The organism is Stenotrophomonas sp. RIT-551, assembly GCF_026241915.1.
In the GTDB taxonomy this organism is placed as follows: Bacteria; Pseudomonadota; Gammaproteobacteria; order Xanthomonadales; family Xanthomonadaceae; genus Stenotrophomonas; species Stenotrophomonas bentonitica_A.
In genome coordinates, this window is the sequence record NZ_JAPJIU010000009.1 from 156,671 (window position 1) to 174,501 (window position 17,831).

18 protein-coding genes are annotated in these 17,831 nt (G+C 68.5%); 10 read left to right on the forward strand and 8 right to left on the reverse strand.

The annotated features are described in order from the left end of the window. The first annotated feature begins 39 nt into the window (after positions 1-39). Positions 40-1,374, forward strand: coding sequence for a 23S rRNA (uracil(1939)-C(5))-methyltransferase RlmD (gene rlmD / locus ORK51_RS12555; RefSeq protein ID WP_070425663.1), 1,335 nt, complete (start codon positions 40-42; stop codon positions 1,372-1,374). Here the strand turns inward: rlmD and ORK51_RS12560 are convergent, their stop codons facing one another. Beyond that, positions 1,375-1,986 (reverse strand): hypothetical protein, encoded by a 612-nt coding sequence (locus ORK51_RS12560; protein WP_266085095.1) that lies wholly within the window; start codon positions 1,984-1,986, stop codon positions 1,375-1,377. Between the two features lie 80 nt (positions 1,987-2,066). Between ORK51_RS12560 and ORK51_RS12565 the strand changes: the two genes are divergently transcribed. The 8 genes from ORK51_RS12565 to ORK51_RS12600 all read left to right on the forward strand — a co-directional run bounded on the left by ORK51_RS12565 (position 2,067) and on the right by ORK51_RS12600 (position 7,824). Beyond that, positions 2,067-2,570, forward strand: a complete 504-nt coding sequence (locus ORK51_RS12565; protein ID WP_026069817.1) for a CYTH domain-containing protein — start codon at positions 2,067-2,069, stop codon at positions 2,568-2,570. A gap of 45 nt (positions 2,571-2,615) precedes the next feature. Continuing rightward, complete coding sequence (locus ORK51_RS12570; RefSeq protein WP_070425661.1) at positions 2,616-3,308, forward strand: DsbA family oxidoreductase; 693 nt, start codon at positions 2,616-2,618, stop codon at positions 3,306-3,308. Positions 3,309-3,375: 67 nt separating this feature from the next. Continuing rightward, positions 3,376-4,383, forward strand: coding sequence for a beta-N-acetylhexosaminidase (gene nagZ / locus ORK51_RS12575; protein ID WP_019183442.1), 1,008 nt, complete (start codon positions 3,376-3,378; stop codon positions 4,381-4,383). Continuing rightward, positions 4,383-4,937 carry a hypoxanthine-guanine phosphoribosyltransferase gene (locus ORK51_RS12580; RefSeq protein WP_019183441.1) on the forward strand — a complete coding sequence of 185 codons (555 nt, stop codon included), beginning with the start codon at positions 4,383-4,385 and terminating at the stop codon, positions 4,935-4,937. The genes nagZ and ORK51_RS12580 overlap by 1 nt, the downstream gene beginning before the upstream one ends. Beyond that, positions 4,937-5,683, forward strand: coding sequence for an S-methyl-5'-thioinosine phosphorylase (locus ORK51_RS12585; protein WP_266085096.1), 747 nt, complete (start codon positions 4,937-4,939; stop codon positions 5,681-5,683). Before ORK51_RS12580 ends, ORK51_RS12585 begins: the two co-directional genes overlap by 1 nt. 88 nt (positions 5,684-5,771) lie before the next feature. After that, positions 5,772-5,978 (forward strand): transcription antiterminator/RNA stability regulator CspE, encoded by a 207-nt coding sequence (gene cspE, locus ORK51_RS12590; RefSeq protein ID WP_019183439.1) that lies wholly within the window; start codon positions 5,772-5,774, stop codon positions 5,976-5,978. A gap of 63 nt (positions 5,979-6,041) precedes the next feature. Continuing rightward, positions 6,042-7,298: an FAD-dependent oxidoreductase gene (locus ORK51_RS12595; protein WP_266085097.1), complete on the forward strand. Its 1,257-nt coding sequence runs from the start codon at positions 6,042-6,044 to the stop codon at positions 7,296-7,298. A gap of 256 nt (positions 7,299-7,554) precedes the next feature. Next, positions 7,555-7,824: a hypothetical protein gene (locus ORK51_RS12600; RefSeq protein WP_266085098.1), complete on the forward strand. Its 270-nt coding sequence runs from the start codon at positions 7,555-7,557 to the stop codon at positions 7,822-7,824. A gap of 44 nt (positions 7,825-7,868) precedes the next feature. On the opposite strand, the gene pdeM is transcribed toward ORK51_RS12600, so the two are convergent. Genes pdeM through ORK51_RS12620 form a run of 4 tightly spaced genes read right to left on the reverse strand, consistent with a single transcriptional unit; the run spans position 7,869 to position 13,573 of the window. Further along, positions 7,869-8,513: a ligase-associated DNA damage response endonuclease PdeM gene (gene pdeM, locus ORK51_RS12605; RefSeq protein WP_266085099.1), complete on the reverse strand. Its 645-nt coding sequence runs from the start codon at positions 8,511-8,513 to the stop codon at positions 7,869-7,871. Continuing rightward, positions 8,503-10,950, reverse strand: coding sequence for a ligase-associated DNA damage response DEXH box helicase (locus tag ORK51_RS12610; RefSeq protein WP_266085100.1), 2,448 nt, complete (start codon positions 10,948-10,950; stop codon positions 8,503-8,505). Before ORK51_RS12610 ends, pdeM begins: the two co-directional genes overlap by 11 nt. A 14-nt stretch (positions 10,951-10,964) precedes the next feature. Next, positions 10,965-12,569 (reverse strand): ATP-dependent DNA ligase, encoded by a 1,605-nt coding sequence (locus ORK51_RS12615; RefSeq protein ID WP_070471037.1) that lies wholly within the window; start codon positions 12,567-12,569, stop codon positions 10,965-10,967. Beyond that, positions 12,566-13,573 (reverse strand): ligase-associated DNA damage response exonuclease, encoded by a 1,008-nt coding sequence (locus ORK51_RS12620; RefSeq protein WP_046273294.1) that lies wholly within the window; start codon positions 13,571-13,573, stop codon positions 12,566-12,568. The genes ORK51_RS12615 and ORK51_RS12620 overlap by 4 nt, the downstream gene beginning before the upstream one ends. 109 nt (positions 13,574-13,682) lie before the next feature. On the opposite strand from ORK51_RS12620, the gene ORK51_RS12625 reads away from it, so the two are divergent. Next, positions 13,683-15,314: an isovaleryl-CoA dehydrogenase gene (locus ORK51_RS12625; protein WP_266085101.1), complete on the forward strand. Its 1,632-nt coding sequence runs from the start codon at positions 13,683-13,685 to the stop codon at positions 15,312-15,314. Positions 15,315-15,388: 74 nt separating this feature from the next. On the opposite strand, the gene ORK51_RS12630 is transcribed toward ORK51_RS12625, so the two are convergent. The 3 genes from ORK51_RS12630 to ORK51_RS12640 all read right to left on the reverse strand — a co-directional run bounded on the left by ORK51_RS12630 (position 15,389) and on the right by ORK51_RS12640 (position 17,587). Continuing rightward, on the reverse strand, positions 15,389-15,793 hold the full coding sequence (locus ORK51_RS12630; protein WP_070425654.1) for a hypothetical protein: 405 nt from the start codon (positions 15,791-15,793) through the stop codon (positions 15,389-15,391). A gap of 152 nt (positions 15,794-15,945) precedes the next feature. Then, entirely contained in the window at positions 15,946-16,287 is a 342-nt protein-coding gene (locus ORK51_RS12635; protein ID WP_019183430.1) for a hypothetical protein, read from the reverse strand. Between the two features lie 124 nt (positions 16,288-16,411). Continuing rightward, the gene (locus ORK51_RS12640) at positions 16,412-17,587 is read right to left on the reverse strand and encodes a thiolase family protein (protein ID WP_019183429.1); all 1,176 of its coding nucleotides are present in this window, start codon (positions 17,585-17,587) and stop codon (positions 16,412-16,414) included. Positions 17,588-17,831 lie beyond the last annotated feature (244 nt).

Here is a 17,831-nt window from a genome sequence, read left to right on the forward strand (position 1 = left end):
CGACAATACGCACCCTTTTTGCCCGCAGCCTGTTGCCACGTGGCCCGAACCCGCTCCCGCCTCGACCGTACTCCCTTCCAGACCGACATCCTCGACCTCAGCCATGATGGCCGTGGCGTTGCCCGCCGCGACGGCGAGGGTGGCAAGGTCACCTTCATCACCGGCGCGCTGCCCGGTGAGGTGGTGACCGCCGAGCCGACCGCGCGCAATCGTCATTTCGATGAAGCCCGGACCATCGAGGTCGTCCAGGCCTCGCCGCAGCGGGTGACCCCGCGCTGCCCGCATTTCGGCGTCTGTGCCGGCTGCGTGCTGCAGCACCTGGAAGAGTCGCAGCAGATCGTGGCCAAGCAGCGGGTGCTGATCGACAACCTGACCCGGATCGGCCACGTCACCCCGGGCACGGTGCTGCCGCCGCTGGTGGGCGACAGCTGGGGCTACCGCCGCAAAGGCCGCTTCTCGGTGCGCCGCGTCGAGAAGAAGGACAAGACCCTGGTCGGCTTCCGCGAGCTGGACCCGCGTTTCGTCGCGGACCTGAGCCAGTGCCTGACCGTCATTCCGGAAATCGGGATGAAGGTCGGCGTGCTCTCCGAGTTCATCGAGACCCTGGACGGCAAACGCGACATTCCCCAGATCGAATTCATCGCCGGCGATGACGCGATCATGCTGACCATCCGCCATATGCAGCCGCTCAGCGATGCCGACCGTGCCGCGTGGATCGCCTTCGGCCAGGCACACGGTTTTGCGATCTCGCTGCAGCCCGGTGGCGTGGAGTCGGTGCAGCCGCTGTGGCCGGCCGAGGTGCCGTTGTCGTTCAAGCTGGCGCCGTGGGATGTCGAGCTGGCGTTCCGCCCGCTGGATTTCATCCAGGTCAATGCCAAGCTCAACGTGCAGATGATCGCGCACGCGCTGGCCCTGCTCGATGCCGGTCCGGACGAGCGCGTGCTCGATCTGTTCTGCGGGCTGGGCAATTTCACCCTGCCGCTGGCGCGCACCGTGCGCAACGTGGTCGGCGTGGAGGGTGATGCCGGCCTGGTGGCGCGTGCGCGTGAGAACGCGGTGCGCAACGGGCTGGAGAATGCCGAGTTCCATGCCGCCGATCTGACCCAGGACCAGCGCCAGGCCTCGTGGATGCGCCAGGGTTTCGACAAGCTGCTGCTGGATCCGCCGCGCTCGGGCGCCATCGAAGTGCTGCAGCAGCTGCCGCTGAAGCAGTTCAAGCGCATCGTCTACGTGAGCTGCCATCCGGGCTCGCTGGCGCGCGATGCCGGCTACCTGGTCAACGAGCAGGGCTTCACCCTGGTCTCGGCCGGCGCGATGGACATGTTCCCGCACACCGCGCACGTGGAAAGCATCGCGGTGTTCGAAAAGCGCTGATCAGCGCCCGTCCCCGGGCGCGGCGTTCTGCCACTGGCCCTGTGCGTCGAACACATAGGTCTGCGGTTCGGTGCCGCGCTCGGTCGCATCCCCGGCGGTGACATTGCAGCGGATCTCCGGCGCCTGGGTGCTGCGCAGTTCGCAGTCGTCGATCGCGAAGATCTGCAGGCGTTGCTGGAACGCGCGCAGTTCCTCGCGGGTGGCGGCATCGTCGATGGACGCAGCACGGCGATCAAGCTGCGCATTGAGCAGCTCGCGGACACGTTCGCGCGGGGGCACCGGCGCGTCGACATCGGCGCGCTGCATCGCCCAGCCCATGCCCTGTGGAACGAAGCGCAGCATGCGGTAGCGGTTCTTGAGGCCGATCTCCATGCCGACCAGGCAGTCGTATGCACCGGCGAGCGTGGTGCTTGCCCAGCACGGGCCATGTTCGAACCGGCGAGGGGTGAACATCGACTGCAGCAGCAGATCCTGGGTAGAGGCGGCCGGCGTCTTTTCCGCCTCGACCATGGCCATCACCGCCGCCTCGATCTGTGCAGGCGTGGGCGGCGGGGCGGCGAGCGCGCCCAACGGCAGCAGGGTCAGCAGCAGGGCGGGGAAGAGCGGTTTCATCGGGGGCATCCTTGCAAGGCAGCCGGGCAGTATAGAAGCACGCCGTGGCCGCGGTGCCGCGATCGCCGCATACTGTGCGCATGGGCATTGAAATCGAACGCAAATACCTCGTCACCGGTGAGGGCTGGCGCACCGCTGCGCACGCGGTGATCCCGATGGCACAGGGCTATCTCAACGACGCCGCCTCGCTGGAGAGCGGCGCGCAGAAGGCGTCGGTGCGCGTGCGCATCCAGGGCGCGCAGGCCTTCCTCAACATGAAGTCGCGCGAGATCGGGCACACCCGGCAGGAGTTCGATTATCCGATCCCGGTGGAGGATGCGCGTGCGTTGCTGGCGCTGTGCGTCGGCGGGCTGATCGACAAGCGCCGGCACCTGGTCGAGCACGACGGGCTGCTCTGGGAGGTGGACGAATTCCTCGGCGAGAACGCCGGGCTGGTGGTGGCCGAAGTGGAGCTCGAGCACGCCGAGCAGACGGTTACGCTGCCCGAGTGGGCAGGCGAGGAGGTCACCGACCAGGTGCGCTATTACAACCTGGCCCTGGCCGCGCACCCCTTTTCACGCTGGTCCAGCGCTGAACGCGGCTGATCCGCGGCCCTTGTGAAGCGGCCTTTCCGCCCACAATCTGGCCAGATGAAAATCGATATCTGGTCGGATGTGGTGTGCCCCTGGTGCTGGATCGGCAAGCACCGGTTCCAGCAGGGACTGGCGTTGCTCGGCGATGACGCGCCCGAGGTGGAGGTGCATTGGCACCCGTTCCTGCTCGATCCCGACGCCGGCACGGCCCCGGTACCGCTGCGCCAGGCGTACGCGGCCAAGTTCGGCAGTGCCGAGCGCACCGAACAGATCCTGACCCAGACCCAGGCCGCGGCGCGCGCCGAGGGCCTGCCGATGGATTTCAACCAGGGCCAGGTCCGGGTGACCACGCTGCCGGCGCACCGGCTGATGTGGCTGGCCGGGCGCGAAGGCGTCCAGGCCGAGGTCGGCGAGGCACTGTTCCGCGCGCATTTCGTGGAGGGCCGCAACCTGGCCGACCCCCAGACCCTGATCGCCGCCGGCGCCGCCGGCGGGCTCCAGGCCGAGCGCATCACCGCGCTGCTGGAAGGAGAGGAGGGGCTGGAGGAGATCCAGGCGCAGCTGGCGCAGGCGCAGCGCTTCGGCATTCAGTCCGTGCCCACCTTCGTGATCGACGATAAATACGCCATCCAGGGGGCCCAGCCACCGGAGGCGTTCGCCCAGGCCCTGCGCCAGATCGCGGCCGAACGCACGCCTGCAGCCCCTGCGGGGCACGGCGATGGCTGCGGCCCGGACGGTTGCGAGGTCTGACGCTGCGCGCGGGTTCTGCGACAATGCGGCAGTGCGCCATGGTGGCGCCCCGTATTGGAGACACCCCATGCTCGTGATCGGCGTTGCCGGGACCGAACTCACCGCCCAGGAACGCGAGTGGCTGCAGCACGACGCCGTGGCCGGCGTCATCCTGTTCAAGCGCAACTTCGCCTCGCGCGAGCAGATCGCCGAGCTCTCGGCGGCCATCCGTGCCGCCGCGCCGCGCCCGCAGCTGATCTGCGTGGACCAGGAAGGCGGCCGCGTGCAGCGCTTCCGCGAGGGGTACAGCGCGCTGCCGCCGCTGCAGGGCTTCGATGCGCTGTATGCCTCCGATCGCGAGGCCGCGCTGGCCCTGGCCGAGCAGCACGCCTGGCTGATGGCCAGTGAAGTGCGCGCCAGTGGCGTGGACCTCAGCTTCGCCCCCGTCGTCGATCTGGGCCGTGGCAACCTGGCGATCGGCAATCGCGCCTTCAGCGCGGACCCGCAGGTGGTCGCAGCGTTCACTGCCGCCTATGTGCGCGGCATGCACAGCGTTGGCATGGCCGCCACGCTCAAGCATTTCCCCGGGCACGGCACCGTGCTGGAAGACACCCATTTCCACGACGCCAGCGACCCGCGCTCGCTCGATGAACTGCGCGCGCTGGACCTGATCCCGTTCGCGGCCGGCATCGCCGCCGGCGCCGATGCGGTGATGATGGCCCACGTGGTCTACCCGCAGGTCGCGCCGGAGCCGGCCGGCTACTCGCCACGCTGGATCCAGCAGATCCTGCGCGAACAGATGGGCTTCCGCGGCGTGGTCTTCTCCGACGACATCGGCATGGCCGCTTCATTCGCCGCCGGTGGCGTGAAGGCGCGCGTGGATGCACACCTGGACGCCGGTTGCGACGTGGTGCTGGTCTGCCACCCCGAACTGGTGGAAGAATCGCTGCGCGCCGTCGAAGGTCGCACCCTCAACACCGCTGCGCTGCTCGGCCTGATCGGTCGCGGCGCGCTGGGCTGGGACGGCCTGCTGGCCGATTCCCGCCACGGCACCACCCAATCCCGTTTGCTTGACACCCTTGGAAGAACCGTCTGATGCCCAACCTCACCATTTCCCAGGCCCTGGCCCAGGCCGACCTGCTGGTCGACCGTCCCACCATCGACAAGGCCATCGCTGGCATCGCCGACGCCATCGCGCGCGATTACAAGGGCGAGGTCCCGCTGTTCCTGTCGATCATGCACGGCGCGCTGCCGTTCGCCGGCCAGCTCGCGCTGGAACTGGGCGCACGCGGCCAGGACGTGCAGTTCGATTACCTGCACGCCACCCGCTACCGCGGTGAAACCACCGGCGGCGACCTGGTCTGGAAGCACAAGCCGGCCACCGCGCTGTTCGGCCGCCGCGTGCTGCTGGTCGATGACATCCTCGACGAGGGCTACACGCTGCAGGGCGTGCGCACCTGGTGCCTGGAACAGGGCGCCACCGACGTGCGCATCGCCGCGCTGACGGTCAAGCTGCACGACCGCGCGCTGCCGGACGTCAAGGCCGACTACGCCGGCATCGACCTGCCGGACCGCTATGTGTTCGGTTTCGGCATGGACGTCAACGAAACGCTGCGCTGCGTGCCGGCCATCTACGCGATGAAGGAATGATGGAACACATTTCCCTTGCCGTCATCGGCGGCACCGGCGTCTACAAGCTGGCCCAGCTCGACGATGTGAGCAGCCACCAGGTCCAGACGCGCTACGGCACGCCGTCCGGCCCGATCCGCATCGGCACGCTGCTGGGTCAGCGCGTGGCCTTCCTGGCCCGCCATGGTGAAGGCCACTCGCTGCCGCCGCACAAGATCAATTACCGCGCCAACCTGGCCGCGCTGCAGCAGATCGGCGCGCAGCGTGTGCTCGCGCTCAACACGGTCGGCGGCATCACCGAACTGTTCGGCCCGCGCGTGCTGGCCTGCCCGGACCAGCTGATCGATTACACCTGGGGCCGCATCTCCACCCTGTGCGAAGAGCCGGGCACCGACGTGCTGCACGTGGACTTCGGCCACCCGTACACGCCGATGCTGCGCAGCAAGGTGCTGGCCGCGGCGAAGGTGACCGGCGTGCGCCTGCAGGACGGTGGCTGCTACGGCGCGACCCAGGGCCCGCGGCTGGAAACCAATGCGGAAATCGCGCGCATGCGCCGCGATGGCTGCGATCTGGTCGGCATGACCGGCATGCCCGAAGCCAGTCTGGCTCGCGAGCTCGGTCTGGACTACGCCTGCCTGGCGATCGTGGCCAACTGGGCCGCCGGCTGTGGCGATGGCGATGAAATCACGATGGCCGAAGTGCTGGCCAATGTGGACGCCGCCTCCTCCGGCCTGCCCGAATTGATCGGTGAATTGGCACGGGGGTGATTGTCATTACCGTACAAGGTTTGCATACTCCGCCAGTGCGCTGGTTGAGCGTACACCACCCATTCATAGAAGAAGGTCTCGCATTACCATGCCGAACGGTACCGTCAAGTGGTTCAACGACGCCAAGGGATTTGGCTTTATCTCGCCGGAGGACGGCAGCGCCGACGTCTTCGCGCACTTCTCCGCGATCAACTCCAAGGGCTTCCGCAGTCTGCAGGAAGGCCAGAAGGTCACCTATGACGTGACCCAGGGCCCGAAGGGCGCCCAAGCCTCGAACATCGTGCCGGCTGAGTGATTTTCTCGGCTGCGCATTGAAAACCCCGCTTCGGCGGGGTTTTTTTTCATCAGTGAGTCCCCCATGACCCTTCGTCGCACCATCGCCATCGTCGGTTACGGCACCGCTGGCCAGGCCCTGTCGATCCTGCTTTCACGTGACCATCACCAGGTGCACGTGTTCGAGCGCGCGGCGCGGCCCGGTCCGGTCGGGGCCGGCTTCCTGCTCCAGCCGACCGGGCTGGAGGTGCTCTGGCAGATGGGGCTGCTGCCCGCGGTGATGCAGCACGGTGCCCCCGTGCGCCGCTTGCACGGCCAAACCCCGTGCGGGCGCACGGTGATGGACATGCGCTATGCCGACTTGAATCCAGCGCTGCACGGCGTGGGCATGCAGCGCGGTGCGCTGTTCTCGCTGCTGGCCGCTGCGTGGGAGCAGCCGGGCAATCTGCAGCCCGCTACGTCCATCGTCGAGGTGGACACCGCGCAGGGGCGCGTGCGTGACGCACAGGGGCGCTGGCATGGCCCCTATGATCTGGTGATCGCCGCCGATGGCGCGGCCTCGTCGCTGCGTGCGCAGGTGCAGGGCATATCGCTTGACCGCGAGTACCCGTGGGGCGCGCTGTGGTGCCTGCTGCCGTGCGGCGATTGGCCGCACATCGATGAGCTGCGCCAACGTTATGTGGCGGCGCGCAAGATGATCGGGCTGCTGCCGGTGGGCACGCGACCCGGCAACGATGTGCCGCAGTTGAGCTTCTTCTGGAGCCTGCCACGCGACCGGTTCGCCCAGTGGGAGCGTGATGGCATGGCGCGCTGGCTGGATGAGATCGCCGCATTGTGGCCGCAGGCGCACGCGCGGTTGGCGGGCGTGTGTGAACCCACACAGTTGGCTCGCGCCGGGTATCGCGACGCGGTGCTCTCGCGCTGGCACCGCGAGCGGCTGGTGCTGGTGGGGGACGCCGCCCACGCGACGAGCCCCCAGCTGGGGCAGGGCGTGAACATGGCGCTGATGGACGCACTGGCGTTGCGCGATGCACTGCGCGCGCACGCTGATCGCGACAACGCGCTGCAGGCCTACCAGGAACAGCGCCGCGCGCATGTAGCGATCTACCAGTACTGGAGCCGCTGGCTGACGCCGTTGTTCCAGTCCGAACGGGATGGCCTGGCGCGCGCCCGCGATGTGCTGTTCCAGCCGATGGGCCGCATCCCAGGCGGGCGTGGACACATGCTCCGCGTCCTCAGTGGAACGCAGCGCGGCTGGCTCGGCAGACTGCCGTTGTCGCCCGCGTTCATGCAGGCGATGCACGGGCTGCAGGACACGCGCGAGCGCGACGGCATCTGCTGATGACCCCGCGTAGCAGTGCATCGCAGCGGATGTGAAGGCGTGAATAACATCCATTGACGGTGGACTCACCGCCCACGTGGGACAACACTCAGGCAAACGCAGCGTGCATGTGGTTCATCCATGCGCGACCTGCTGCTTCCACGGACGCGCTGTCCGATGCCTGATCGCTTGGAGCCCCGCGACTGCGGGGTGGTAGGGTGGGGCTGCGTTTGCGACCTACGGTCCGGTGGACCGATCGCAACCCAAGGAGATTGAAATGCTGTTCTCGGCCGAAACTCTGGAAAGTGAAATCCGCAAACTGCGCGGACTGCTGCAGATGCTGCATGAGGATCAGCCGGACGTGATGGAAGACGTGTTCGAGTTCCATGTGACCAGCCTCATCACGCACGCTGCGCCGGAACACCACCCGCGCATCCGCAGCGCTGCCCATGAGATGCTGAGCGCGATCCAGCGGCAACCCGTGCGGCCCAATCCGAATGCACCGGATATCCGGTTGATGCCCAGCCTGTTGGCCTCCGCTGCCTGATGCAGGCAAGGTAGCTGCGTCACCGACGTCGCGCGCTGTCCCGATCAGCGCGCCGGCAACGCGATGGCCTGGTCCTCGACGCAGGCCACCAGCCGTTCGCCTGAGGCCAGTACCGGTGCGATGCCGGCAGTGAAGCCCGAGAACGCTGGCAGTATCGTCATTCCCTCGCGCATCCAGAACGCTGGCCAACGCCGCTGCATGCCCGGCAACCGGGCCAGTGGATGCAAGTGACCACACAGCACATGCAGCCCGGGCTGCGGCTGCGGTGCATGACGCAGCAGGAACGGTCCTTCCTGGATACGCTCGCCCAGCAGTTCGATGCCCAGGTCGGCCTTGGGCAGCACACGGTCATGATTGCCTTCCAGTGCACCGATCCACAGCTGTGGATGCTGCTCGCGCCATCCCTGCCACTGGCGGTACCACGCAGCGCGGTGCGCAGCGCCATGCAGCACATCGCCGAGTATCCACAGATGGCGGATGGCGCGCTGCTGCACCACGGTGCCCAGACGCTGCAGGTCATTGGAGGTGCCGCCACTGGGCAGGCCGATGCCCGAACGCCGGAACAGATCGGCTTTGCCCAGGTGAAGATCGGCGATCAACAGTGCATCGCGCGCCGGCCAGTAGAGCGCACGCGCGCCAAGCAGATGGACGGTTTCGCCGGCGAGGGTGATCGGCAGTTCAGGCGCCATGGCGCTTCTCCAGTTGCTGTGCGGCGCGCAGGACGCGGGTCTTCCAGTCTTCGTTGCTGAGCTGGCCGCGCAACCGTTCCGCCCAGAGCGGGAAAGACAACGGTCCCAGGCTGGTCGGATGCTGCACGCTCAGCGTGCGGGCCTGGCAGCTCGACAGCGCACGCGCCAGGCTTCCCAGATCGAGTTGATCGTGCAGCACTTCGTGTTCGGCCAACGTCAGCAGGATGTGATCCGGATCGTGCTGGCGCAGCACGTCGTACAGCAGCCCGCTGGAGGCCTGCAGCTGGCGCAGGCTGCGCGGTGTGCGGCCGGGCAGTGCCGGTACGAGCATGCCTGACACCCGCGCGATATCGCGGAATTGGCGCCGCGCCAGTTCGCCCAGGTTGAGGCTCTCGCGCAGATCGGTGAGCAGCCCCTCCGGTGCCAGCAGGGTGCGCACGCGCGCTGCATCGAGTTCGACCGGGCGCGCCGGTGCGAGCACGAAGCCATAGTCGTTGGCCGCGTAGCCGAAGGTATTGCTGTGCTGTCGCGTCCAGCGCAATGCCATCAGCGCGGCCAGCCCTTCATTGACCTGGCGACCGGCGAAGGGATACACGAACACGAACTGGCCATCGCGACGCCGCACGTGTTCCACCAGCAGCAGCTCCGGACCGGGCAGTGCGGACAGGCGCGTCTGCAGGGCCAGCAGCGGCGCCAGCCAGCGCATCTCCGGGCTGTCGGCAGGGCGGGCCAGCACCGTTTCCATTTCATGGCCCAGCGCGTCGGACAGGGGCAGCCGGCCACCCTGCCAGCGCGGCACCACGCCATCGCCGCCCCGGGCCAGGCGCACATACGCGGTCAGGTTCTCCAGCCGCACCAGTTCCAGCAGGCGACCGGCGAACTGGAAGCGATCACCGGGGCGCAGCCGGCTGAGGAACTGCTCCTCCACCGCACCCAGCCGGCCGCCGCGCAGGAACTGCACCATGACACTGCCATCGCTGGTGATGGTGCCGATCGACAGCCGGTGCCGCAGCGCGACGCGACGGTCGTGCACGCGGTAGATGCCATCGTCATCGCGCACCACCTTGTGGAAGTCCGGGTACTGCGACAGCGCGCGGCCGCCCTGCACGATGAACTCGAGCACGCCCTCCCAGTGCGTGCTGTCCAGCCCGGCGAACGCGTGCGTGCGCCGCACCTGCTCCAGCAGTGCGTCCGGAGCGAAGCCGCCGCCCAACGCGCAGCTCACCGCGTGCTGCGCCAACACATCCAGCGACAATCGCAGCGGCCGGCGGGCTTCGATGTGCCCCTGGGCCAGCGCGCGACGCGCGGCGGCATACTCCACCAGCTCCAGCGCGTGCGAGGGCACGCACACGATGTGCCCGGATTCGCCGGGGCGATGCCTGGCGCGCCCGGCACGCTGCAGCAGCCGCGCGATGCCCTTGGGGCTGCCGATCTGCAGCACCTGGTCGACACTGGGGAAATCGACGCCGAGATCCAGGCTGGAGGTGGCGACCACGCAGCGCAGGCGGCCTTCGCGCAGGCCCTGCTCGGCGGCGCGGCGCAACGCCGGGTCCAGTGAGCCATGATGCAGTGCGAGGGTATCCGGGTCTTCCGGCCACACTGCCGCCAGTGCCTGGTGCCAGAGTTCGGCATGGGCGCGGGTGTTGGTGAACAACAGGCTGGTGCGCACCGTGAGCAGCTTCTCCAGCACGCGCTGCAGCTGCGACAAGCCCAGGTGGCCGGCCCAGGGAAAACGCTCGCCCTGCGCCGGCAGCAGTGTTTCCACGCTGACTGGACGCGGGCGTGCGCCGGCCACCAGCGGCGCGTCGGGCACGTCGGGCAACAGCACCTCGCGCGCCTCCTCCAGATTGCCCAGCGTGGCCGACAGCCCCCATACCTGCAGGGCGGGCAGGGCGTCGCGCAGGCGACGCAGATTCAACTGCAGCAGTACGCCGCGCTTGTTGCCCAGCAGTTCATGCCATTCATCCACGACCACGCAGCGCAGGTGCTGCAGGCGGGCCATCGTGTCGGGGTAGCTGAGCAGCAGGGCCAGTGACTCGGGCGTGGTCACCAGCACATCCAGCCGACCCTCGCGCGCCAGTCGCTTGTCGCGCGCGCTGGCATCGCCGGTGCGCAGGCCGACCTGCCAGTCCAGCCCGAGGGCGTCCAAAGGTTCGCGCAGCGCGCGCGCGGTATCGGCGGCCAGCGCCCGCAGCGGGGTGATCCACAGCACCTGCAGGACCGGCACCGGTGTCTTGGCACGGCCACGCGTGGTGCGTGGTGGCGGATCGTGCAGCGCCTGCAGTAGCGGCCCGCCGAACATCGCCAGCGTCTTGCCGCTACCGGTGGGTGTGTGCAGCAGGCCCGAGTCGCCCGCCAGGTAATGCTTCCACATCGCTTTCTGGAACGGCAGCGGCGCCCAGCCCCGGCTGGCGAACCACGCTGTCAGGCGGGCCATGGCCTCCCGTCGCGTCACCGCGCCAGTGCCTGCAGCTGGGCCAGCGTGTCTGCTTCGCTGGCCGGTTTGTCATGCCGCCAGCGCAGGATCCGCGGAAAGCGCACGGCGATGCCGGACTTGTGGCGCTTGCTGCGGTTCACCGCCTCGAAGCCGAGCTCGAACACCTGCTCGCCACGAACGCTGCGGACCGGCCCGAAGCGCTCGATCGTGTTCGCGCGGATCCAGCGGTCCAGCGCGAGGATTTCCTTGTCATCCAGGCCCGAGTACGCCTTGGCTACCGGCACCAGCGTCTGGCCATCCCACACGCCGAAGGTGTAATCGGTGTACAGCGTACTGCGGCGGCCATGGCCGGACTGGGCATAGATCATCACCGCATCGATGGTCAGCGGCGCGATCTTCCACTTCCACCAGTCGCCGCGCCGGCGTCCGGCCTGGTAAACCGACTCGGCGCGCTTGAGCATCAGCCCTTCCACGCCACGCTCGCGGGCCAGGTCGCGCTGCAGTGCCGCCGTGTGCCAGTCCGCCACGCTGAGCGCCGGTGACAGCCGCAGGCGCGGGTCGTCCAGCGTGGCCAGTACCTCGGCCAGGCGCGCCCGCCGTTGCGAGAGGGGCAGGGCGCGCAGGTCTTCACCGCCCAGCTCGAGCAGATCGTAGGCAAGCACGCGCACCGGCGTATCGCGCAGTGTCTTCGGGCCGGGCTTGAGTCGCTGGATGCGGGTCTGCAGGGCGGTGAAGGGCAGCGGCAGATCGTCGCCGTCCGCCCAGGCCAGCAGCTCGCCATCGATCACGCAGCCATCGGGCAACGCCATCGCGGCCGCCTCGATCTCGGGGAAGCGACCGTCCAGCCGCTCCTCGCCACGCGACCACAGCGCGACCTCACCCTGGCGGCGCAGCACCTGCAGGCGGATGCCATCCCACTTCCATTCCAGCAGCCAGTCGTCGATCGGGCCCAGCGTGTCGACCTCCGCCTCCAACGGCGATGCCAGGAAGAACGGGTAGGGCTGCTGGCGATCCTCGGGGCGCTCTTCGGGGGACAACAAGGCGGCCAGCAGGCCCGGCGCGGGCACCCAGCTGCCGAGCATGCGCTGGGCAATGCGTGCGATGTCGATGCCCGACCATTCGGCCAGCGCCTGCTGCACCAGCCGCTGTGACACGCCCACCCGCAGCGCGCCGGTCAGCAGCTTGTTGAACACCAGCCGCTCATCGAAGGCGAGCTGTTGCCACGCCCCGGTGACGGCGGCATGACGCACCGGCTCGGGCTGATTGGCCACCGGCAGCAGCTTCTGCTCGATCCAGTCGGCCAGCCCGATATCCGCGCCGGCCTGCGCCGGATCATTCATGAGCAGGGTCAGCGTCTCGGCCAGATCGCCAACCTGGTCATAGCTGTCGTCGACCAGCCAGGCGGGCGTATCGGACAACTCGGCCACCCACGCGCGCAGCTCGGCGTTGCCGGCGATCTTCTGGCGCGCGCTGGTGACCTTGCCGCCGGCCAGCAGGAACAGGGCCCATGCGGCGTCGTGCGCGGGGGCCTGCTGGAAGTAGCGCACCAGCGCGGCGCGTTTGTCGCCGGTCGCGGTGCTGCGGTCCAGCTCGCTGTAGAGCGCGGCAAAGCGTTTCATTCTTCGTCCCCGTAGCCGGTGGCGAAGGCCTCGGCGGCGACGCCACGCTCGCGCAGGAAGCGGATCAGCGCGTCGGTGTTGCCGTGGGTGGCGATGACGCGGCGCGCACCGGTCTCGGCGATGGTGCGCAGCAGGTCAGGCCAGTCGGCGTGATCGGAGACGACGAAACCGCGATCGTAATTGCGCCGGCGGCGGTTGCCGCGCACGCGCATCCATCCGGAGGCAAAGCCCAGCTGCGCGCGCTTGAAACGGCGCATCCACGCGCTGCCCGCCGCCGAGGGCGGCGCCAGGATCAGCTTGCCGGCGAACGCCGCCCCGCGTTCCTGCTCGCTGACCGGTTCGGTGGCCAGCATCGGGATTCCCGCCTCGCGATAGACCGCCACGCCGGTGGCGATCGCCCCATGCAGCAACGCCGGTTGCGTTTCCAGCGGCAGCAGTTCGGCGAGGATCCGCTGCGCCTTGCCGAGTGCGTAGCACAGCAGCACGGCTGCCTCGCCACGCGCTTCGCACTCCCGCCGCCAGGCCACGATGTCCGCGGCGACCTGTGCGGTGTCCGGCCAGCGATACACCGGCAGGCCGAAGGTTGCTTCGGTGATGAAGGTATCGCACGGCACCACCTCGAACGGCGCGCAGCTCGGATCGTGCTGGCGCTTGTAGTCGCCCGAGGCCACCCACACCCGGCCCGCATGCGCGATCCGCACCTGCGCCGAGCCGAGCACATGCCCGGCCGAGTGCAGGGAGACCTCGGTGTCGCCAAGGGTGAAGCGTTCACCATAGGCGTGCGCGGTGCAGTCCACATCGCCCAGCCGCCAACGCAGGATCGGCAGGGTCTGCGTGGTGCAGTGGTAGTGACCCATGCCGTTGCGCGCATGGTCGCCGTGGCCATGCGTGATCACCGCGCGCGGCACCGGTCGCCACGGGTCGATATGGAAATCACCGGCCGGGCAGTACAGCCCCTCCGGGCGCAGCACCACCAGGTCGTCGTTGTCGGCATCGGCGTTCATGCCTGCACTGTGCCGCCGCGCTCGTGCAGGAGGTGAGAATCCGCATGAACGGCGGCCTGCACGGGGATGCGGCAGAATCGGTGCATCTGTCTGCAAGGAGGTCGCCGAGATGACGTCTGCCTGGCCCGCGTTCGAGACGCACGTGGTGAGCAACCAGCCGCCACCCTTCGGAGGCCGGAACCTCTGGGCCGACGACAGTGCACTGGCCGATGCCGTCCAGCGCGAGGGAGGTGGCGTTTTCGTGAGCCCGCTGGCGCGCTACGGCGGCCTCGCCGGCGATGCGCTGTACCGGCTCGGCTTCGATGCCAACCGCGACCGCCCGCGTCTGCGCACGCACGACGCGCAGGGCCACCGCATCGATACCGTCGAGTTCCATCCGGCGTACCACGAGTTGATGAGCACGGCCAAGACGCATGGCGTGGCGGGGCTGTCCTGGCACGACGGCCGCCCCGGCGCGCATGTCGCGCGCGCTGCCTTGAGCTACCTGCATCACCAGGCCGAGGCGGGCACCAGCTGTCCGTTGACGATGACCCATGCGGCGGTCGCGGTGCTGCGCCAGGCGCCGGCGCTCGCCGAATGGGCGGACAAGGCGGCGGCCCCGCACTACGACCCGCGTGACGTCCCGATTGCCGACAAGGCCGGGATCACCCTGGGCATGGGCATGACCGAGAAGCAGGGCGGTTCTGATGTGCGCAGCAACACCACGCGTGCCGAGCCGCAGGCCGATGGCAGCCATGCGCTGATCGGGCACAAGTGGTTCTTCTCCGCGCCGATGTCCGATGGCTTCCTGGTGCTCGCGCAGGCGCCGGGTGGGCTGAGCTGTTTCCTCATGCCGCGGCGCCTGGCCGACGGCAACCGCAACGCGTTCCGTCTGATGCGCCTGAAGGACAAGCTTGGCGACTGGTCCAACGCCTCCAGCGAGGTGGAACTGTGTGGGGCCTGGGCGCAGCGCGTGGGCGAGGAAGGGCGTGGAGTGGCCACCATCATCGGCATGGTGATGATGACGCGGCTGGACTGCATGCTTGGTGCCGCGGCGGAGATGCGCATGGCACTGGCGCAGGCACTGCACCACACCCGGCACCGCAGCAGTTTCGGCACGCGGTTGAGCGAGCATCCGCTGATGGCCAATGTGCTGGCCGACCTGGCGATCGAATCCGAAGCGGCCACCGTGTTCGCCATGCGCGTGGCGCGCGCGGTCGACCAGGCCGAACGCGATCCGCAGCAGGCGGCATTCGCGCGCATCGCCACGGCGGTGGGCAAGTACTGGGTGTGCAAGCGGGCTGCCGTGTTCGTCAACGAAGCGCAGGAATGCCTGGGCGGCGCGGGCTATGTGGAGGAGTCGATGCTGCCGCGGCTGTACCGGCAGGCGCCGTTGAATTCGATCTGGGAAGGCAGCGGCAACATCCAGTGCCTGGACGTGCTGCGTGCGCTGTCGCGCGAGCCGCAGGTACTGCAGGCGCTGCAGGCTGAGCTGGACGCGGTGGCCGGGACCGATGCCCTCTATGACGCCGCGTTGCGGGCACTGCGGGCGCAGTTGGCGGTGCCACCAGAACAGGCGCAGGCACGCCGGGTCACCGAGCGCCTGGCGCTGTTGTTGCAGGCCGCGGTGCTGCTGCGCGCGCAGAGCCCGAACGCGTCCGCCTTCATCCGCTCACGGCTGGGGGCCGAGCATGGGATGGCCTTCGGCACGCTGCCGGCCGACGTGGACTTCGCGGCCGTGCTGGGCCGCGCTCTGCCGTAAGCGGCCGCCAATGAAAACGCCCCCTCCGGAGAGGGGGCGCTGGTCACCACGCTGTGGCGGTGCGTAACGCCGACTCAGCGCTTGGCTTCGTTGGCGTTCTTCTTGGCATCATCGGCCACGTCGCGCGCCTTGTCGGCGACCTTCTGCGCGGCATCGGCGGTGGAATCGCTCGCGTGGGCCGCCGCATCCTTGGCCGCGACCTTGGCTTCGCCGGCGGCTTCGGAGGTGGCGGCGGCAGCACGGTCGAGTGCCTGCTGGGTATCGGCGGCAGCGCGCTCGGAGGCGGCAGCGGCATCGTCGGCGGCACTGCGGGTCGCCGCAGCGGCCTTGTCGACGGCTTCGCGGGCGGCAGCGTTGGTGCTGTCGGCGGCCTGGGCGGCATCACGGCGCGCCTGTTCGGCTTCCGGGCCCTTGCAGGCGGCCAGGCCGAGCAGCAGGGAAGCGGCCAGCAGGGAGGTGGTCAGCGGACGGATCTTCATGTGGCGCTCCAGAACGGCGATGGATGGGAGGCCAGCCTATTCATGCGCCTGTGAAGAACCGGTGGGTGGCGGCACGGCCACCAAAACGCGCCCAAAGAAAAAGCCGCTGGCGAACCAGCGGCTTCTTCAGACTTGCTTGAAGAAAGAAGTGATTACTTCTTGGCTTCTTCAGCAGCGTCCTTGGCCTGCTCAGCGGTGTTTTCCGCAGTCTTGGCAGCGTCCTTGGCCTGCTCAGCAGCAGCGTCGGTGGCAGCGCCAGCAGCCTGGGCAGCGGCATCAGCCGAAGCGTCAGCAGCGGTGGTGGCGGTGTCAGCAGCAGCCTGGGCAGCGTCAGCAGCCGGGGCGCCAGCAGCAGCGGCCTGGTCAGCAGCGGCCTGGGCGTCAGCGGCGGCTTCGTTGGCCGAAGCGGCGGCGTCAGCAGCCTGCTCCTGCTTCGAGCAGGCGGTCAGAGCCAGGCCCAGGGCCATTGCGATCAGCAGCTTGTTGATGCTCATTGTTGTGAATCCTCGTCGTTAGATTAGGCAACGCGCTATTGCGCGCCCGGCAACATGATGACAAGCCACGATTGGCTGTCAAGCGATCGCGCATTCAGTTTTGAGAAATGCGCGTTAAACCAAATCAAATCAATTCGATAGCGATGGCGGTCGCTTCGCCGCCGCCGATGCACAGGGTAGCAATTCCGCGCTTGGCCCCACGCGTGCGCAATGCGTTCACCAGCGTGACCACCAAGCGTGCGCCCGAGGCACCGATGGGATGGCCCAATGCGCAGGCCCCGCCATTGACATTGACCTTGTCGTGCGGGATGCCCAGCTCGCGGATCGGCGCCATCGCAACCACGGCGAAGGCTTCGTTGATCTCGAACAGGTCCACCTGGTCCAGCGTCCAGCCGGTCTTGTCCATCAGCTTCTGGATCGCACCGATCGGCGCGGTGGTGAACCACTCCGGCGCCTGCGAGTGGGTGGCATGGCCGACGATGCGCGCCAGCGGCTGCAGGCCGCGGGCGGCGGCATCGTCCTCGGAGAGCAGCACCACGGCAGCGGCGCCGTCGGAGATGCTCGAGGAGCTGGCGGCGGTCACCGTGCCGTCTTTCTTGAAGGCCGGGCGCAGGGTCGGAATCTTGGCGATGTCCGAGCGGCCGGGCTGCTCGTCCTGCGCGTACTCGACCTCGCCCTTGCGGGTGCTGACCTTGACCGCGACGATTTCGCCATCGAAGGCACCATTGGCCTGCGCGGCCTGCGCGCGGCGGACCGACTCGATCGCGAAGGCATCCTGGTCCTCGCGGCTGACCTGGTACTTCTCCACGGTGCATTCGGCGAACTCGCCCATGGCCTTGCCGTCGTACGCGTTGACCAGGCCGTCGTGGGCCATGTGATCCACCGCCTGGAAGTTGCCGAAGCGGTTGCCGGTGCGCGAGTTGGGGATCATGTGCGGGGCGTTGGACATCGATTCCATGCCGCCGGCGACCACGATGCTGGCCGAGCCGGCCTTGATCAGGTCATGCCCCAGCATGATGGCCTTCATGCCCGAACCGCACACCTTGTTCAGGGTGGTGGCGCCGGTGGACACCGGAATCCCGGCGGCGATCGCGGCCTGGCGGGCCGGCGCCTGGCCGAGGTTGGCCGGCAGCACGCAGCCCATGATCACTTCGGAAACATCCGCGGCCGGTACTCCGGACTGCTCCAGGGCCGCAGCGATCACGGTGGAGCCCAGGGTCGGGGAGGGCACGCCGTTGAACTGGCCCAGGAAGGAGCCGATGGCGGTGCGCTTGGCGGCGGCGATGACGATGTTGGACATGTGCAATCTCTTTGGTGCGTGAGCTAAGAGCGGAATGGGAACGCGGGCGTTGGAAGCCGACGCATTTCCCGGCAGACTGCGTGGGGGTCGGCCCAGTATAGAGGGTCGGCATTGACTGCCGGTGTCTGCCCGGGGGGCAGGCAGGTGGGGAAGGTCCATTCACTAGGGGAACAGGGATGAAGCAGGTTGTGATCGGCAGGTCGGCCTTGGCCGCGGCATTGGCATTGGCACTGAGTGCCTGCGG

What these genes read in the sequence shown, in the direction of transcription:
- ORK51_RS12560 (WP_266085095.1), bottom strand. Translation starts at nt 1,986, where the DNA reads ATGAAACCGCTCTTCCCCGCCCTGCTGCTGACCCTGCTGCCGTTGGGC.
- ORK51_RS12565 (WP_026069817.1), top strand. Translation starts at nt 2,067, where the DNA reads ATGGGCATTGAAATCGAACGCAAATACCTCGTCACCGGTGAGGGCTGG.
- ORK51_RS12570 (WP_070425661.1), top strand. Translation starts at nt 2,616, where the DNA reads ATGAAAATCGATATCTGGTCGGATGTGGTGTGCCCCTGGTGCTGGATC.
- nagZ (WP_019183442.1), top strand. Translation starts at nt 3,376, where the DNA reads ATGCTCGTGATCGGCGTTGCCGGGACCGAACTCACCGCCCAGGAACGC.
- ORK51_RS12580 (WP_019183441.1), top strand. Translation starts at nt 4,383, where the DNA reads ATGCCCAACCTCACCATTTCCCAGGCCCTGGCCCAGGCCGACCTGCTG.
- ORK51_RS12585 (WP_266085096.1), top strand. Translation starts at nt 4,937, where the DNA reads ATGGAACACATTTCCCTTGCCGTCATCGGCGGCACCGGCGTCTACAAG.
- cspE (WP_019183439.1), top strand. Translation starts at nt 5,772, where the DNA reads ATGCCGAACGGTACCGTCAAGTGGTTCAACGACGCCAAGGGATTTGGC.
- ORK51_RS12595 (WP_266085097.1), top strand. Translation starts at nt 6,042, where the DNA reads ATGACCCTTCGTCGCACCATCGCCATCGTCGGTTACGGCACCGCTGGC.
- ORK51_RS12600 (WP_266085098.1), top strand. Translation starts at nt 7,555, where the DNA reads ATGCTGTTCTCGGCCGAAACTCTGGAAAGTGAAATCCGCAAACTGCGC.
- pdeM (WP_266085099.1), bottom strand. Translation starts at nt 8,513, where the DNA reads ATGGCGCCTGAACTGCCGATCACCCTCGCCGGCGAAACCGTCCATCTG.
- ORK51_RS12610 (WP_266085100.1), bottom strand. Translation starts at nt 10,950, where the DNA reads ATGGCCCGCCTGACAGCGTGGTTCGCCAGCCGGGGCTGGGCGCCGCTG.
- ORK51_RS12615 (WP_070471037.1), bottom strand. Translation starts at nt 12,569, where the DNA reads ATGAAACGCTTTGCCGCGCTCTACAGCGAGCTGGACCGCAGCACCGCG.
- ORK51_RS12620 (WP_046273294.1), bottom strand. Translation starts at nt 13,573, where the DNA reads ATGAACGCCGATGCCGACAACGACGACCTGGTGGTGCTGCGCCCGGAG.
- ORK51_RS12625 (WP_266085101.1), top strand. Translation starts at nt 13,683, where the DNA reads ATGACGTCTGCCTGGCCCGCGTTCGAGACGCACGTGGTGAGCAACCAG.
- ORK51_RS12630 (WP_070425654.1), bottom strand. Translation starts at nt 15,793, where the DNA reads ATGAAGATCCGTCCGCTGACCACCTCCCTGCTGGCCGCTTCCCTGCTG.
- ORK51_RS12635 (WP_019183430.1), bottom strand. Translation starts at nt 16,287, where the DNA reads ATGAGCATCAACAAGCTGCTGATCGCAATGGCCCTGGGCCTGGCTCTG.
- ORK51_RS12640 (WP_019183429.1), bottom strand. Translation starts at nt 17,587, where the DNA reads ATGTCCAACATCGTCATCGCCGCCGCCAAGCGCACCGCCATCGGCTCC.